General features: G+C 63.7%; 15 protein-coding genes. 5 read left to right on the top strand and 10 right to left on the bottom strand.

Annotation, left to right across the window (positions count from 1 at the left end; genetic code table 11):
* Positions 1–14: 14 nt before the first annotated feature.
* Positions 15–1,271 carry an NADP-dependent isocitrate dehydrogenase gene (icd, locus tag AC3WOB_RS21360; RefSeq protein ID WP_013391875.1) on the bottom strand — a complete coding sequence of 419 codons (1,257 nt, stop codon included), beginning with the start codon at positions 1,269–1,271 and terminating at the stop codon, positions 15–17.
* Positions 1,272–1,473: 202 nt separating this feature from the next.
* On the opposite strand from icd, the gene AC3WOB_RS21355 reads away from it, so the two are divergent.
* A complete protein-coding gene (locus AC3WOB_RS21355) occupies positions 1,474–1,899 on the top strand; it encodes a DUF1841 family protein (RefSeq protein WP_013391874.1) in 426 nt (141 codons plus the stop codon).
* A gap of 72 nt (positions 1,900–1,971) precedes the next feature.
* Here AC3WOB_RS21355 and AC3WOB_RS21350 read toward each other — a convergent pair whose 3' ends face one another.
* Both AC3WOB_RS21350 and AC3WOB_RS21345 read right to left on the bottom strand, forming a co-directional pair.
* Entirely contained in the window at positions 1,972–2,334 is a 363-nt protein-coding gene (locus AC3WOB_RS21350; RefSeq protein WP_013391873.1) for a c-type cytochrome, read from the bottom strand.
* A 12-nt stretch (positions 2,335–2,346) separates the two neighbouring features.
* A complete protein-coding gene (locus tag AC3WOB_RS21345) occupies positions 2,347–2,700 on the bottom strand; it encodes a c-type cytochrome (RefSeq protein ID WP_013391872.1) in 354 nt (117 codons plus the stop codon).
* Positions 2,701–2,875: 175 nt separating this feature from the next.
* Here AC3WOB_RS21345 and AC3WOB_RS21340 point away from each other — a divergent pair, with 175 nt between their 5' ends.
* Positions 2,876–3,757, top strand: coding sequence for an AAA family ATPase (locus tag AC3WOB_RS21340; RefSeq protein ID WP_492276104.1), 882 nt, complete (start codon positions 2,876–2,878; stop codon positions 3,755–3,757).
* A 28-nt stretch (positions 3,758–3,785) separates the two neighbouring features.
* On the top strand, positions 3,786–4,958 hold the full coding sequence (locus AC3WOB_RS21335) for a vWA domain-containing protein (protein WP_013391870.1): 1,173 nt from the start codon (positions 3,786–3,788) through the stop codon (positions 4,956–4,958).
* A gap of 20 nt (positions 4,959–4,978) precedes the next feature.
* Here AC3WOB_RS21335 and AC3WOB_RS21330 read toward each other — a convergent pair whose 3' ends face one another.
* From AC3WOB_RS21330 to AC3WOB_RS21320, 3 genes are all read right to left on the bottom strand, one after another.
* On the bottom strand, positions 4,979–5,536 hold the full coding sequence (locus AC3WOB_RS21330) for a GNAT family N-acetyltransferase (protein ID WP_492276103.1): 558 nt from the start codon (positions 5,534–5,536) through the stop codon (positions 4,979–4,981).
* A gap of 115 nt (positions 5,537–5,651) precedes the next feature.
* Positions 5,652–6,029 (bottom strand): hypothetical protein, encoded by a 378-nt coding sequence (locus AC3WOB_RS21325; RefSeq protein WP_013391868.1) that lies wholly within the window; start codon positions 6,027–6,029, stop codon positions 5,652–5,654.
* Between the two features lie 249 nt (positions 6,030–6,278).
* A complete protein-coding gene (locus tag AC3WOB_RS21320; protein WP_013391867.1) occupies positions 6,279–6,878 on the bottom strand; it encodes a GNAT family N-acetyltransferase in 600 nt (199 codons plus the stop codon).
* A 123-nt stretch (positions 6,879–7,001) separates the two neighbouring features.
* On the opposite strand from AC3WOB_RS21320, the gene AC3WOB_RS21315 reads away from it, so the two are divergent.
* Positions 7,002–9,758, top strand: a complete 2,757-nt coding sequence (locus AC3WOB_RS21315; RefSeq protein ID WP_492276102.1) for a M16 family metallopeptidase — start codon at positions 7,002–7,004, stop codon at positions 9,756–9,758.
* 286 nt (positions 9,759–10,044) lie between these two features.
* A complete protein-coding gene (locus AC3WOB_RS21310) occupies positions 10,045–10,434 on the top strand; it encodes a DUF4148 domain-containing protein (protein ID WP_013391865.1) in 390 nt (129 codons plus the stop codon).
* Positions 10,435–10,757: 323 nt separating this feature from the next.
* On the opposite strand, the gene dnaJ is transcribed toward AC3WOB_RS21310, so the two are convergent.
* The 4 genes from dnaJ to grpE form a co-directional block, all read right to left on the bottom strand.
* The gene (dnaJ, locus tag AC3WOB_RS21305) at positions 10,758–11,888 is read right to left on the bottom strand and encodes a molecular chaperone DnaJ (protein ID WP_013391864.1); all 1,131 of its coding nucleotides are present in this window, start codon (positions 11,886–11,888) and stop codon (positions 10,758–10,760) included.
* Between the two features lie 109 nt (positions 11,889–11,997).
* The gene (gene dnaK / locus AC3WOB_RS21300) at positions 11,998–13,923 is read right to left on the bottom strand and encodes a molecular chaperone DnaK (protein ID WP_013391863.1); all 1,926 of its coding nucleotides are present in this window, start codon (positions 13,921–13,923) and stop codon (positions 11,998–12,000) included.
* An 80-nt stretch (positions 13,924–14,003) separates the two neighbouring features.
* Entirely contained in the window at positions 14,004–14,408 is a 405-nt protein-coding gene (locus AC3WOB_RS21295; protein WP_492276101.1) for a thioredoxin family protein, read from the bottom strand.
* Positions 14,409–14,422: 14 nt separating this feature from the next.
* Positions 14,423–14,980: a nucleotide exchange factor GrpE gene (gene grpE / locus AC3WOB_RS21290; RefSeq protein WP_013391861.1), complete on the bottom strand. Its 558-nt coding sequence runs from the start codon at positions 14,978–14,980 to the stop codon at positions 14,423–14,425.
* Between the last annotated feature and the right edge of the window lie 150 nt (positions 14,981–15,130).

Genomic DNA, 15,130 nt, shown 5'->3' with positions numbered 1-15,130 from the left:
CGGCAACCCGCCAATTACATATTATCGATCATCACCTGGCCAAAGCCCGAGCACGACACCTGAGTCGCACCTTCGAGCAAGCGGGCGAAGTCGTACGTGACCTTCTTGGACAGGATGGATTTCTCCATGCTGGAGATGATCAGGTCGGCGGCTTCGGTCCAGCCCATGTGGCGCAGCATCATTTCGGCCGACAGGATTTCGGAACCGGGGTTCACATAGTCCTTGCCGGCGTACTTCGGCGCGGTGCCGTGGGTGGCTTCGAACATGGCGACCGAGTCGGACAGGTTGGCGCCCGGGGCGATGCCGATGCCGCCCACTTGCGCCGCCAGCGCGTCCGAGATGTAGTCGCCGTTCAGGTTCAGGGTGGCGATTACGTCGTACTCGGCCGGGCGCAGCAGGATCTGCTGCAGGAAGGCGTCGGCGATCACGTCCTTGACGATGATCTCGCGGCCCGTCTTCGGGTTCTTGAACTTGCACCACGGGCCGCCGTCGATCAGCGTGGCGCCGAATTCCTTCTGCAGCAGCGCGTAGCCCCAGTCGCGGAAGCCGCCTTCCGTGAACTTCATGATGTTGCCCTTGTGCACCAGGGTCAACGACGTGCGGTCATTGTCGATGACGTACTGCGCAGCCTTGCGCACCAGGCGCTCGGTGCCTTCGCGCGACACCGGCTTGATGCCGATGGACGAGGTGTTCGGGAAGCGGATCTTCTTCACGCCGAGCTTGGTCTGCAGGAACTGGATCAGTTCCTTGGCCTGCTCGCTTTCGGCCATGTATTCAATGCCGGCGTAGATGTCTTCCGAGTTCTCGCGGAAGATCACCATATTGGTCTTTTCGGGTTCGCGCACCGGCGAGGGCACGCCCTTGAAGTACGCCACCGGGCGCAGGCAGACGTACAGGTCCAGCTGCTGGCGCAGGGCCACGTTGAGCGAACGGATGCCGCCGCCCACGGGCGTGGTCAGCGGGCCCTTGATGGACACTACGTAATCCTTGACGACTTCCAGGGTCTCATCGGGCAGCCATACGTCCGGGCCGTAGACCTTGGTGGCCTTCTCGCCGGCATAGACTTCCATCCAGTGGATCTTGCGCTTGCCGCCATAGGCCTTCTGCACCGCCGCGTCGACGACCTTGATCATCACCGGGGTGATGTCGGCGCCCGTGCCGTCGCCTTCGATGTAGGGGACGATGGGCTGATCGGGCACATTCAGCGAGAAATCAGCATTGACCGTGATCTTCTGGCCGCCAGCGGGAACCTTGATATGTTGGTAGGACATGAATGCTCCATTTGCTCCGAGTGGTTTTTCTGCACGCGCCGGCATCGGGAAGTGTCCGTTCCGGCGGGGAAGATCGCCCACGGGAACCGCGCACTGGATGGCCGATAGCAACCAATTCTATATCGCAAAAAGGCCTGCGCGCCTGACGGGCCGCGCGCGGCGGTAAAATAATGCATCTCCAGCCCGAATTCCGCCCCCTCAGATGTTCAATCCTTCCCGCGACCAAGTCCGCGAATTCTTTATCGAAACTTGGCGCAAACACCGCGCTGCCGAAGTGCTGACGCCGCTCGAAGCCATCGCGCTGGACTGGATCATCGAGCATCCCGAGTACCACGGCGACCTGGAAAGCCCCGAGGCCATGACGGCCGAGTACTCGGTGGAAAAGGGCCGCACCAACCCCTTTCTGCACCTTTCCATGCATCTGGCCATCGCCGAGCAGCTGTCCATCGATCATCCGCCCGGGATCCGGAACGCCTACCAGCAACTGGTGGCGCGCAGCGACGCCCACCACGCGGCGCATGAAATCATGGAATGCCTGGGCCAGGTGGTCTGGGAAGCGCAGCGCCTGGGCACCCCGCTGGACAGCGACACCTACATCGATCTGATCCGCCAGCGCGCCAGCCGCTGAGCGCGGCGTCCGCCCAACGAAGAAAAGCCCTCGATCGAGGGCTTTCTTGTTTTCGGGACACGCCAGGACGGCTTACTTGCGCACGCCCAGGTCGCTCGGCTGCGCCGACAGCCATGCCGCCACGTTGGAGATGTCCTGGTCGGACAGCTGGGTGGCAAACGCGCCCATGATGGGGTTCTTGCGCACGTTGGCGGTGGCCGCGCTGCCGGAAGCGCCGCGCTTGTAGGCCTTCAGGGCGTGGACCAGGTAGTCCGCGTGCTGGCCGGCCAGGGTCGGGTAGGCCGGATCCACGGCCGTCTTGGCGTCCGCGCCATGGCAGGAAGCGCAATTGAATTTGTCGAAGACGGCCTTGCCGGCCGCCAGGTCCTGCGCCTGGGCGGCAACGCCCGTCATGGCCAGGGTCGCGCCCGCAAGGGCAAGCATGTAGCGATTCATGTGTTTGCCCCCTTACTTGAGATTCGAGTAGTACGCGGCCAGGTCGGCGATGTCCTGGTCGGACAGGCTGCCGGCGATGGCGTCCATCGTGGGATGGCTGCGCGCGCCTTTCTTGTACTCGTTGAGGGCGGTTTCGATGTACTTGGCGTTCTGCCCAGCGATCATCGGCACGTGGTACAGCTCGGGAAACGTCGCCTTGTAGCCTTCGATGCCGTGGCAACCGATGCACATGGAAACCTTGTCGCGGGCATTCTGGACATTACCGACCACTGCTGCGTCTGCAGCAACAGACTGGCCGGCGATCGCACAGGATGCCATCGCGGCCAACACGGATACCGTGTACTTCAGAGAGGTTCGCAACTTCATTGGAATGGCTCTTCTTGGTATGGCTAAGGACTAGGGCCTGCTCACACGAAAAGGCCCTCGGCAAACACGTTGCGGGTCGAACCCAAAGCAAAACCGCCTGATTGTACGATAATTGCTCAGGATTAATACCTTACGATGGTATTGATCACCGTCAAATCTCAGAAGCCATCAGACCATGTCCGCAGCCCAGTCCGCTACTTCCGCCTCGCCAGACCGCTTCGACGGGACCGACAGCTATGTCGCCACCGATGACCTGAAACTCGCCGTCAACGCCGCCCTCACCTTGCAGCGCCCGCTCCTGATCAAGGGCGAACCCGGCACCGGCAAGACCATGCTGGCCGAGGAAGTGGCGCGCGCGCTGGGGCGGCCGCTGCTGCAATGGCACATCAAGTCCACCACCAAAGCCCATCAGGGCCTGTACGAGTACGACGCGGTGTCGCGCCTGCGCGACTCGCAGCTGGGCGACGAAAAAGTCCGCGACATCCGCAACTACATCGTGCAGGGCACGCTGTGGCAGGCCTTCCAGTCGCCGGAGCCGGTAGTGCTGCTGATCGACGAGATCGACAAGGCCGACATCGAATTCCCCAACGACCTGCTGCGCGAGTTGGACCGTATGGAATTCCACGTGTACGAAACGCGCGAGACAATCTCGGCGCGGCATCGTCCACTGGTCATCATCACGTCCAACAACGAGAAAGACCTGCCTGACGCCTTCCTGCGCCGCTGCTTCTTCCACTACATCCGCTTCCCCGACCGCGAGACCATGCGCGACATCGTGGCCGTGCACTATCCGCACCTGAAGCAGGAAGTGCTGCGCGCCGCGCTGGACACTTTCTTCGCGCTGCGCGACGCGCCGGGCCTGAAGAAAAAACCGTCCACCTCCGAATTGCTGGACTGGCTGCGCCTGCTGCTGGCAGAAGGCTCGACCGCCGCCGAAATCGACGCGCACACAGCCACCGCCGTGCCGCTGATGGCCGGCGCGCTGCTCAAGAACGAGCAGGACGTGCACCTGCTGGAACGCCTGGCGGCCATGACGCGCGGCGGCCAGCGCCGCTGATCCGCCAGCAACCACCGGCGGCCCGCAAATGCTGATCGACTTCTTCTACCACCTCCGGGCGCACAAGCTGCCCGTCTCGGTCAAGGAATACCTGACCCTGGTGGACGCCCTGCGCCAGGACCTCATGGCGCCCACGCTGGACGAGTTCTACTTCCTGGCGCGCGCCACGCTGGTCAAGGACGAGGCGCTCTACGACCGCTACGACAAGGCCTTCGGCGCCTACTACAAAGGCATCGCGGCCGCCCTGCCCCCAGGCAAGGAAATCCCGCTGGACTGGCTCATCAAGCAGTTCGAGAAAAGCCTGACGCCGGAAGAAAAGGCAGCGATCGAAAAGCACGGCTGGGACAAGCTGATGGAGCTCTTCAAAGAGCGCCTGGAAGAACAGAAGGAGCGCCATGCCGGCGGCAGCAAATGGATCGGCACCGGCGGCACCTCGCCTTTCGGCAACGGCGGCTACCACCCCGAGGGCATCCGCGTGGGCGGCGATTCTGCCGGCAACCGCAGCGCGGTCAAGGTCTGGGACATGCGCCAGTTCAAGGACTACGACGATCAGGTCGAACTGGGCACGCGCAATTTCAAGGTGGCGCTGCGCCGCCTGCGGCGCTTTGCAAGGCAAGGCGCGGAAATGGAGCTGGACCTGGACGACACCATCGCAAGCACCGCGCGCAATGCCGGCCACCTGGACCTGCGCATGGTGCCGGAACGCCACAACACCGTGAAGGTGCTGATGCTGCTGGACGTGGGCGGCAGCATGGACGATCACATCGGGCGCGTCGAGGAACTGTTCTCCGCGGCGCGCAGCGAGTTCCGCAACCTGGAGGTTTACTACTTCCACAACTGCCCGTACGAAAGCCTGTGGCAGAGCAACCGGCGGCGCCAGAATGAACGCTTCGATACCTGGGACGTGCTGCGCAAGTACAACCCCGACTGGCGCCTGATCATCGTCGGCGACGCCACCATGAGTCCCTACGAGATCCTGCAGCCGGGCGGCTCGGTAGAGCACTACAACAAGGAGCCCGGCGCCGAATGGATGCGCCGCCTGCTGGACGCGTGGCCCAAATCGGTCTGGCTCAACCCCGAGCCCACCGCGTCCTGGCAGTACCGCCAGTCGATCGCGCTGATGCGCGACATCATGCAGGGCCGCATGTATCCCGTGACGGTCGCCGGCCTGGAACAGGCCATGCGCGTGCTATCGAAGTAGGAAGGCCCGGCGGCGAAGGTTCAGCCGTCGACAGGCTGCTCAGGCGTATCCAGCGTCAGCTGATAAAACGCCAGGTCCAGCCAGCGCCCGAACTTGAAGCCGGCGTCGCGGATGGTGCCGGCATGCTTGAAGCCCAGCTTCTCGTGCAGGCGGATGCTGCCCTGGTTGCTCGCGTCGATGCCGCCGACCAGCACGTGCACCTGATTGGCGCGTGCCCGCTGGATCAGCACCTGCATCAGCGCCTCGCCCAAACCCAGACCGCGAAAGCGTCCGTCCACATACACGGAGTGTTCCACCGAGTACTTGAAGGCGGGCCAGGCGCGGAAGGTGCCGTAGCTGGCGAAGGCCATCAGCTCGCCAGCGGCGTTCTCGTACCCCACCACCGGGAAACCGCCCTGCTGCTTGGCCTGGAACCAGCCTTGCATCGCCTCGCGCGGACGCGGCTTGTAGTCGTACAGCGCGGTGGAATTGACGATGGCTTCGTTGAGTATGGCCAGGATCTGGTCGGCATGGCGCTCGTGCGTGCAATCGACCAGGGTTGCGCCATCCGGCGCGCGGGTTTCGGCGTGCGTAGTCATGGCGCAAATTGTAGCGAGCCGCAGGGCCCTGCGGCTATTGGGTTGGCGGCCGCTCCAGGCAAAAAAAACCGGCGAAGCCGCCGGTTCAGGTAGGTGTTGCCGCTTCTGGCCACTCTCAGGCGGCGCGGCTCTCCGCAGATCGATTGGCGGCCGGTTCGCGGCGCAGGCCAGGACACTGACGCCAGGCAAGCTCGTCCGCATCCATGTCCAGATCGAACAGGTCGTTGGCGGCGGGCCAGGGATGGCTGCGAGCCGCCGCGCCTTCCATTTCCAGCACATGCCCGGCAAAGCCCCGTGGCGAGCCACCGCACTCCGCAAAATATCGTTGTGTGCTCAAGTCCACCACATAGGTGGTCATGTCATGGGTCAGTATGGCCACGAATTGGCCGTCATCACTGGCATAGGCGTACTGAAACTGTCCTTTGATCCCGTCGCCGCTCAAGGAGCTGCCGGTCAATTGGGACAAGGCACGCGTGACGATCTCGGTCAGCATGGGTCGTTCCTCCGGTAAATGCGCCGGCACGATGCCGGCGGCGAAGGCGCGAACGACAAGCACCGACGCCGCGTAAGAGACGGCGTCTGGCGTTGGACGGGAAGCCTGTGGGCGGGCTGTCGCGCATCCCGTCAGCAACTGGTACTGCGTCCTGAAAAGCTTACACCCGCGGGCCGGCATACCCCAAATCAGCCCGGCAATTCGCCATGCTGCAATGCAGCATGGCGAATTAACAGCGCTTCCCGCGCTTTATGCCGCCGCGACCGGCGTGGCGCCTGCATCTGCGTCACCATTTTTTCGTCCACGCCAGTCCTCGCGACCGATCCGGTACAGCACGTGCCGGCACAGCGGATGTCCCGGCGGGACGGCAGGATGGTCGAAACCATCCGGATCTTCCTTCATGCCCAGGCGGTCCATCACCGCGCGCGAGCGCAGGTTGCCCGTGGCCGTGAAGGCCACGATCTGGTCCAGCCCGACCTGCTCGAACCCCGCCCGCAAGGCCGCCTCGGCCGCCTCGCTGGCGTAGCCCTTGCCCCAGTGCCGCTGAGCCAGGCGCCAGCCTATCTCCACGCCAGGCGCGAACGGCAGAGTGGGCGCCAGCGGCTTGATGCCGACAAAGCCGATAAAGGGAGCCACCTCCGGCGCCTCCACGGCCCAGAAGCCCCAGCCGTGCTCGTCGATGCCAGCAGCCAGCCGGTCGGCGAGCGCATCGCTTTCCTGTGCGCTCAGCGGCAACAGGTACTCGGTGACGCGAGGATCCTGGTTCAGCGCCGCGAAAGGTTCACGGTCGGCGGCGCGCCATTGGCGCAGCACCAGGCGCGGCGTTTCGACTTCCAGGGATAGAGACATAGCGGACTTCCTTGCCTTGCGGTCCCGGGCCGTGCGCCGCGATAACGGCCGCCTCGCAGCCCCTGAACCATTGCCAACGTATACACTCCAACGGATTCTGCCATGCCAAAGGAATTGTCTGCCATGCGCCTGTCCCTATCGAAGCTGCCGCGCCCGTTGGGCGTGCTGCTGTTTTCCTCCTTCCTGGCCTTTCAGGCCGGCGCCGCCAGCCTGCCGGCCGGCGTCTCGGAGGCCGCCTCGATTGAAGGCATCACCGAATACCGCCTGGCCAACGGCCTGAGAGTGCTGCTGGTTCCCGACGAATCCAAGCCGTCCACCACCGTCAACATGACCTACCTGGTGGGCTCGCGCAACGAGAACTACGGCCAGACCGGCATGGCGCACCTGCTGGAGCACATGCTCTTCAAGGGCACCTCCACCACCCGCAACGCCATGGGCGAGTTCTCGCGCCGCGGCCTGCAGGCCAACGGTTCGACCTCCAGCGACCGCACCAACTATTTCGCCAGCTTCGCCGCCAATCCCGAAACCCTCAAGTGGTACCTGGGCTGGCAGGCCGACGCCATGGTCAATTCCCTGATCGCCAAGGAAGACCTGGACTCGGAAATGACCGTGGTCCGCAATGAAATGGAAAGCGGCGAAAACAGTCCCTTCCGCATCCTGATGCAGAAGATGCAGTCGGCGGCCTTCCAGTGGCACAGCTACGGCAAGAACACCATCGGCGCCCGCTCCGACGTCGAGAATGTGGACATCGGCCAGTTGCGCGCCTTCTATCATGAGTACTACCAGCCCGATAACGCCGTGCTGATCGTGGCGGGCAAGTTCGACCCGCAGGCGACGCTGGCCGATATCGAGGAAACGCTGGGCAAGCTGCCCAAGCCCGAGCGCAAGCTGCCGCCCGAGTACACCGTCGAACCCGCTCAGGACGGCGAGCGTTCCGTGACCCTGCGCCGCACTGGCGGCACGCCGCTGGTCGCGGCGATGTACCACATCCCGGCCGCCGGCAGCGCCGATTTCGTGCCGCTGGACCTGGCCGCCACCATCCTGGCCGACACGCCCTCGGGCCGTCTCTACCACGCCCTGGTCCCGACCAAGCTGGCCTCCGGCGTGTTCGGCTTCACCATGGAAAACCTGGATCCGGGCCTGGCGATGTTCGCCGCCCAGCTGACGCCGGGCAAGAGCCTGGACGCCGCCATGAAGGCGCTGACCGGCACGCTGGAATCCCTGGGCAAGAAGCCATTCACCCAGCAGGAGCTGGACCGCGCCCGCAGCAAGTGGCTGACCGCCTGGGAACAGACCTACAGCGATCCTGAACAGGTCGGCGTGGCGCTGTCCGAGGCCATCGCCGCCGGCGACTGGCGCCTGTTCTTCCTGCAGCGCGACCGCGCCCGCAAGGCCACGCTGGCCGACGTGCAGCGCGCCGCGACCACCTATCTGGTCCAGAGCAACAGCATCGAAGGCCGCTACATTCCGACCGAAAAGCCGCTGCGCGCGCCGCAGGAGCAGCGCGTGGATCTGACGGCCGTCTTCAAAGACTACAAGGGCGACCCCGACTTCAAGGCCGCCTCGGCCTTCGATCCCACGCCCGAGAACATCGACAAGCTGACGCAACGCAAGAAGCTGGACCTCCCCAACGGTCGGGTCCAACTGGCGCTCCTGCCCAAGGCCACCCGCGGCAACCGGGTGCAGGCGCAGATGCTGATCCAGTTCGGCAATGAAAAAGACCTGCTCGGCCAACGCGTGAACTCCAGCGCCGTGGCCGACCTGCTGACCCGCGGTACGGCCAAGCTGTCGCGCCAGGACATCCAGGACCGCCTGGACAAGCTGCAGGCGGAACTGGGCTTCAGCGGCGGCGGCACCACGCTCAAGATTGCCATGTCGACCAAGGGCGAAAACCTGCCCGAACTCACCGCCCTGGCGCTGGACATCGTGCGCAACGCCAACTTCCCCAAGGAACAGCTCGAGGAATACCAGCGCCAGCTCGAAACCTCGATCCAGAACGCCATGACCGAACCTTCGGCCTTGGCCGGCCGCGCGCTGGCGCGCCAGGACAACCCGTGGCCCGCCAATGACCTGCGCTACGTGCCGACCTTCGAGGAATCGCTGGCGGGCATACGCGGGCTGAACCGCGACGCCCTGGTCAAGTTCCATTCCAAGTTCTACGGCGCCGGCGACATCGAGTATTCGGCAGTGGGCGATTTCGAGCCGGCCGCGGTGGAAAACGCGCTCAAGACCGGACTGGCCGGCTGGAAGAAGGCGCCCGCCTACACCCGCGTGCCCAACCCGTACCGCGACATTCCCGCCAAGCAGTTCGACATCGAAACGCCGGACAAGGCCAATGCCTTCTACATCTCGCGCATGCCGCTGAAGCTGCAGGACACGGACGCGGACTACGCCGCGCTGTACCTGGCCAACTACCTGTTCGGCGCCTCCGAAACCTCGCGCCTGTGGAACCGCGTGCGCGAAACCGAAGGCCTGTCGTACAACGTGCGCAGCTCGCTGTCGGTCTCGTCGTTCGAACCCTCCGCCAGCTGGACCATGTACGCCATCTACGCCCCGCAAAACCGCGAGCGCCTGGAAAAGGCGATCGGCGAGGAACTGGCTCGGGTACTGAAGGACGGTTTCTCGGACAAGGAGATCTCGGATGGCATCACGGCCCTGCTGAACTACCGCAACCTGGCCCGCGCCCAGGATGACGTGCTGGCAAGCACCTGGCTGGACTACATGCAACGCGGCCGCACTTTCGCCTGGTCGGCCGAGATGGACAAGAAGATCTCCGCGCTGACCGCCGAATCGGTCAATGCGGCCATGCGCAAGAGCCTGCGCGCGGACGGTTTCAGCACGGCGGTTGCCGGCGACTTCAAGAAGAAGACCGCACCCTGAGCCTCCCCGTTTCCCTGCAAAGCCCCGCTACGGCGGGGCTTTTTTTCGCCTGGCCGCCCTGAGTCAGTTCACCAAAACTCACAGGGACACCCCTCGACTATGCCAAAAATGGACGAAATCATAAAAGCGAACATGATTACTCGATTATTTGGAAAGATGTTTTCAAGATATACGGGTTTATCCCAGGTGAGATAACGAGCAGAATTGAGTCATCGGGAACAAACAACGAACCACGACGGAAGGCCGCCGGATTCGGTCCCAAACCAAGACGAATTGGAGGTCCACCATGAAAACCCTAACCACCACCCTGCTGCTATCCCTGGCCCTGGTTGGCGTTGGCGCCCAAGCCGCCGGCGCGGAACAAGCCAAGAGCAGCGCCCAGGTCGCCACCGAACTGCAGCAAGCCAAGATCAGCGGCCAGTACACCTTCGGCGAGCTGGACTATCCGCCCGCCCTGCCCCAGACCACCAGCCTGAGCTCGCAGGAAGTGCAAGCCCAGCTGCAACAAGCCAAGATCAGCGGCCAATACACGTTCGGCGAGCTGGAATATCCGGCGGCCGTGTCCGCCCCCGCCAGCGCCATGACGCGCGCTGACGTCCAGCAGGAACTGGCGCAAGCCAAGGCCAGCGGCCAATACACGTTCGGCGAACTCGAGTACCCGCCGATCACCCGGTGAGCTGCTTGCTGTGGCCCGGCCGGCCTCGGACGGCATCATGGTTTGAGGCCGGTTTTTTACCGGCGACAGCAGCGGTCGATGTAGCAGTAGAAGTAGCGGTAGAAGCTGAAGTTTGAAGTTGAAGTTGAAGTTGATGCAGCAGTTGCAGTAACCGCAGTAGCAATAGCAGTGATCGCAGTTGTAGTAGCAGCACCAGGACCGCGGCTCGCGCCGCGGTCTTTTCATTTGCGCACGCCATCTTCCCGCAACGGCGCCTTTGCTTTATCCCAAGACGAAAAAAAGGCCGCGACAACGTCGCGGCCTTCTTGCTTGCATCAGGCGATTCAGCTGAAGAATTCCTTCACCCGGTCGGTCCAGGACTTGCTTTGCGGCGAATGGCGGTCGCCGCCATCGTTCAGCGAAGCCTCGAACTGGCGCAGGATGTTCTTCTGGTCGTCGCTCAGGCGCACCGGCGTTTCCACCACCACATGGCAGTAGAGATCGCCCGGGTAGCTGCCGCGCACGCCGCGGATGCCCTTGCCGCGCAGGCGGAAGGTCTTGCCGGACTGCGTGCCTTCGGGGATCGAGATCTCGGCCTTGCCGCCCAACGTCGGCACCTGAAGCTCGCCGCCCAACGCCGCCGACGTGAACGGGATGGTCAGTTCGCAGTGCAGGTCGTCGCCGTCGCGCTGGAAGATCTTGTGCTGCTTGATGTGGATTTCCACATACAGGTCGCCCGGAGGGCCGCCGTTGATGCCCGGCTCGCCGTTGCCGCTGGAGCGGATGCGCATGCCGTCGTCGATGCCGGCCGGAATCTTGACCTGCAGCGTCTTGTTGCGGCGGATGCGGCCCACGCCATCGCAGGCAGGACACGGATCGGTGATTTCCTTGCCGTTGCCGTGGCAGGTCGGGCAGGTCTGCTGCACGCTGAAGAAACCCTGCTGCATGCGCACGGCGCCGGAGCCGCCGCAGGTGCGGCAGGTCTTGGGCGAGGTGCCGGCCTTGGCGCCGGAACCGTGGCAGGTGTCGCAGTGTTCCCAGCTGGGCACGCGGATTTCGGTGTCGAAGCCGGCCGCGGCCTGCTCCAGCGTGATTTCCAGCGCGTACTTCAGGTCGGCGCCGCGGTAGACCTGCGGGCCGCCGCCACGGCGGCCACCGCCACCGCCGCCGCCGAAGATTTCGCCAAAAATGTCGCCGAAGGCGTCGGCGAAACCGCCGCCCATGCCCCCGCCCATGCCGGCGGAGTTGGGGTCCACGCCCGCATGGCCGTAGCGGTCGTAGGCGGCGCGCTTCTGATCGTCACCCAGGACCTCGTAGGCTTCCTTGGCTTCCTTGAACTTCTCTTCGGCTTCTTTGCTGTCCGGGTTGCGGTCCGGATGGTACTTCATGGCCAGCTTTCGATAGGCCTTCTTGAGGTCGTCGTCCGAAGCGTTCTTCGCAACGCCCAAGACTTCGTAATAGTCACGTTTTGCCATGATCCGTGGGCTCGAAAACGAGCCTTCTTTTCAGTGCTACAGAATGAGTACGCCCGGTAGGCGGATTTCTCCGGCTACCGGGCGGCAGAGGCAGGTCAGCGCCCGGCCATTATTGGTCGCGCTTGACTTCCTTGAAGTCGGCGTCGACGACATTGTCGTCCACCGGCTTCGCGTTATCGGCCGCTTGCTGCTGGCCGGCGGCTTGCTGCGCCTGCATGTCGGCGTACATCTTTTCGCCCAGCTTCTGCGAAACCGTCGACAGGGCTTCCACCTTGGCGTCGATCGCGGCCTTGTCGCCGTCCTTCAGCGTGTCTTCCAGTTCCTTGATGGCGGCTTCGATGCCTTCCTTTTCGGAAGCCTCGAGCTTGTCGCCATACTCGGTCAACGACTTGCGGGTGGCATGCACCAGCGCATCGGCCTGGTTGCGCGACTGAGCCAGTTCGGCGACGCGGTGATCTTCCTCGGCGTTGGCCTCGGCATCCTTGACCATACGCTGGATCTCGTCTTCCGACAGACCCGAGTTGGCCTTGATGGTGATCTTGTTTTCCTTGCCGGTGCCCTTGTCCTTGGCGGACACGTGCAGGATGCCGTTGGCGTCGATGTCGAATGTGACTTCGATCTGCGGCATGCCGCGGGGCGACGGCGGGATCCCTTCGAGGTTGAACTCGCCCAGGGCCTTGTTGCCCGCGGCGATTTCGCGCTCGCCCTGGAACACCTTGATCGTCACGGCCGGCTGGTTGTCGTCAGCGGTCGAGAAGGTCTGCGAGAACCGGGTCGGGATGGTCGTGTTCTTCTGGATCATCTTGGTCATCACGCCGCCCAGGGTTTCGATGCCCAGGGACAGGGGGGTGACGTCCAGCAGCAGCACGTCCTTGCGGTCGCCCGACAGCACGGAACCTTGAATGGCGGCGCCAGCGGCGACGGCTTCATCGGGGTTCACGTCCTTGCGCGGATCCTTGCCGAAGAATTCCTTCACCTTTTCCTGGACCTTGGGCATGCGGGTCATGCCGCCGACCAGGATCACGTCGTCGATGTCGGAAACCTTCACGCCGGCGTCCTTGATGGCCACGCGGCAAGGCTCGATCGTGCGTTCGACCAGCTCTTCGACCAGCGCTTCCAGCTTGGCGCGGGTGATCTTCAGGTTCAGGTGCTTCGGACCCGAGGCGTCCGCCGTGATGTACGGCAGGTTGATTTCGGTCTGTTGCGTCGAGGACAGCTCGATCTTGGCCTTTTCAGCCGCTTCCTTCAGGCGCTGCAGGGCCAGCACGTCCTTGGACAGATCAACGCCTTGTTCCTTCTTGAACTCGGCAATGATGTAGTCGATGATGCGCTGGTCGAAGTCTTCGCCGCCCAGGAAGGTGTCGCCGTTGGTCGACAGCACTTCGAACTGCTTTTCGCCATCCACATCGGCGATTTCGATGATGGATACGTCGAACGTGCCGCCGCCCAGGTCATACACAGCGATCTTGCGGTCGCCCTTTTCGGTCTTGTCCAGGCCGAACGCCAGCGCCGCGGCGGTGGGTTCGTTGATGATGCGCTTGACTTCCAGACCGGCGATGCGGCCGGCGTCCTTGGTGGCCTGGCGCTGGCTGTCGTTGAAGTAGGCGGGCACGGTAATGACGGCCTCGGTCACTTCTTCGCCCAGGTAGTCCTCGGCGGTCTTCTTCATCTTGCGCAGCACGTCGGCCGACACTTGGGGAGGCGCCATCTTCTTGCCGCGCACTTCCACCCAGGCGTCGCCGTTGTCGGCCTTGACGATGGCATAGGGCATCAGGTTGATGTCCTTCTGCACCGCCTTTTCTTCGAACTTGCGGCCGATCAGGCGCTTCACCGCGTACAGGGTGTTGCGCGGGTTGGTCACGGCCTGGCGCTTGGCCGGCGCGCCGACCAGGGTCTCGCCATCGTCCATGTAGGCGACGATGGAGGGGGTGGTGCGAGCGCCTTCCGCGTTTTCAATGATTTTGACCTGCCCGCCGTCCATGACAGCCACGCAGCTGTTGGTCGTGCCCAGGTCAATGCCAATAATCTTGCTCATGGTCGGTTACCTTGATTGAATCTATGAAAATAGGGAGAAACTTCTTGTCCCCACATAACTGGGGCTGTCCGCAGGGTTTTTCAAGACGCCTGGCCGGAATTTTCTGCAGCCGGCTCCTGCAAGCGTTGCATGGCCGCCGTGAACTGCGGCAAGCCAGGCCAGCCCGTGATTCGGCCCAGCCGCTTCCCGGCGCGGTACAGCACAAAAGTGGGGACGCCATGCAGGGAAAAGCGCCTTCCCAGCGCTTCGTCCGCGTAGACGTCCGCCTCGAACCAGGTCAGGCCCAGTCCCAGCAGCGTTTCCTGATGCAGCAGGGCCGCCTGCTTGAAAAGATTGCAGTTGTAGCAATCCTGGCCCCACAGAAACACGCAGCGCAGGTCCGTCCCCGGCGCCTGAACCACCGCCTCGTCGAATCCCGCGGTGTCGACATGACGCATGCCGAACACCTGGAAAACCTGGGCGGGGTCGAACCGGGGATCCGTCATGGCGCGCGGCCTGTTCAGCCCTGGCCGGCGGACACCACCACCAAGGCCGGGCGCAGGGTCCGGTCGGCGATGGCATAGCCCTTCTGCAGCAGCTGCACCACGGTATTGGCGGGCTGCTCGGCGGGTATGGACGAAATGGCCTGATGCTGGTGCGGGTCGAACTTGTCGCCCTGCACCGGCGCGATTTCCTTGAGCAGATTGCGCTCGAAGCCGGCCGTCAATTGCTTGAGCGTCACTTCCACGCCCTCGCGCAGCGTTTCAACGGTCTGGTCAGGCTGGGCCAGCGCGGCTTCCAGGCTGTCCTTGACCGGAACCAGGCTTTCGGCAAAAGACTCGATGCCGAACTTGCGCGCCTTGGACACGTCTTCCTGGGCGCGGCGGCGCACGTTCTCGGCTTCGGCCCGGATGCGCAGAAGCTGGTCCTGCTGCTCGTTGACGGTAGCCTGGGCGGCGTCCAGCTGGGCGCGCAACTCGTTCAGCTCGGCCTGCATGGCGTCCTCGGCGGCGGAGGCCGCATCGGCGTTCTGGCCGACTTCGGGCGTCTGGTCTACAGGCTCGTTGGGTGCCGTCATGGGGAATCCTCCAAAAAGAATGGCTTTCGCAGACATGAATGGGGGCCAATACCCCTATTTCAAGCCCGGGAAAGCAAATATTCCCTGACGGCACCGGGCAGCAGAGGCAGTCTGAATGTACTCAAAAACCCGCCCAATTTCCGCCGAATG

Source organism: Achromobacter sp. FW305-C-30-7 (assembly GCF_058783105.1).
This window is presented reverse-complemented; position numbering and strand designations above follow the sequence as displayed.

Coding starts and splice junctions, on each gene's coding strand:
- AC3WOB_RS21335 (WP_013391870.1), top strand. CDS start 3,786: ATGCTGATCGACTTCTTCTACCACCTCCGGGCGCACAAGCTGCCCGTC.
- icd (WP_013391875.1), bottom strand. CDS start 1,271: ATGTCCTACCAACATATCAAGGTTCCCGCTGGCGGCCAGAAGATCACG.
- AC3WOB_RS21345 (WP_013391872.1), bottom strand. CDS start 2,700: ATGAAGTTGCGAACCTCTCTGAAGTACACGGTATCCGTGTTGGCCGCG.
- AC3WOB_RS21355 (WP_013391874.1), top strand. CDS start 1,474: ATGTTCAATCCTTCCCGCGACCAAGTCCGCGAATTCTTTATCGAAACT.
- grpE (WP_013391861.1), bottom strand. CDS start 14,980: ATGACGGCACCCAACGAGCCTGTAGACCAGACGCCCGAAGTCGGCCAG.
- AC3WOB_RS21320 (WP_013391867.1), bottom strand. CDS start 6,878: ATGTCTCTATCCCTGGAAGTCGAAACGCCGCGCCTGGTGCTGCGCCAA.
- AC3WOB_RS21350 (WP_013391873.1), bottom strand. CDS start 2,334: ATGAATCGCTACATGCTTGCCCTTGCGGGCGCGACCCTGGCCATGACG.
- AC3WOB_RS21295 (WP_492276101.1), bottom strand. CDS start 14,408: ATGACGGATCCCCGGTTCGACCCCGCCCAGGTTTTCCAGGTGTTCGGC.
- dnaK (WP_013391863.1), bottom strand. CDS start 13,923: ATGAGCAAGATTATTGGCATTGACCTGGGCACGACCAACAGCTGCGTG.
- AC3WOB_RS21325 (WP_013391868.1), bottom strand. CDS start 6,029: ATGCTGACCGAGATCGTCACGCGTGCCTTGTCCCAATTGACCGGCAGC.
- AC3WOB_RS21315 (WP_492276102.1), top strand. CDS start 7,002: ATGCGCCTGTCCCTATCGAAGCTGCCGCGCCCGTTGGGCGTGCTGCTG.
- AC3WOB_RS21340 (WP_492276104.1), top strand. CDS start 2,876: ATGTCCGCAGCCCAGTCCGCTACTTCCGCCTCGCCAGACCGCTTCGAC.
- AC3WOB_RS21310 (WP_013391865.1), top strand. CDS start 10,045: ATGAAAACCCTAACCACCACCCTGCTGCTATCCCTGGCCCTGGTTGGC.
- dnaJ (WP_013391864.1), bottom strand. CDS start 11,888: ATGGCAAAACGTGACTATTACGAAGTCTTGGGCGTTGCGAAGAACGCT.
- AC3WOB_RS21330 (WP_492276103.1), bottom strand. CDS start 5,536: ATGACTACGCACGCCGAAACCCGCGCGCCGGATGGCGCAACCCTGGTC.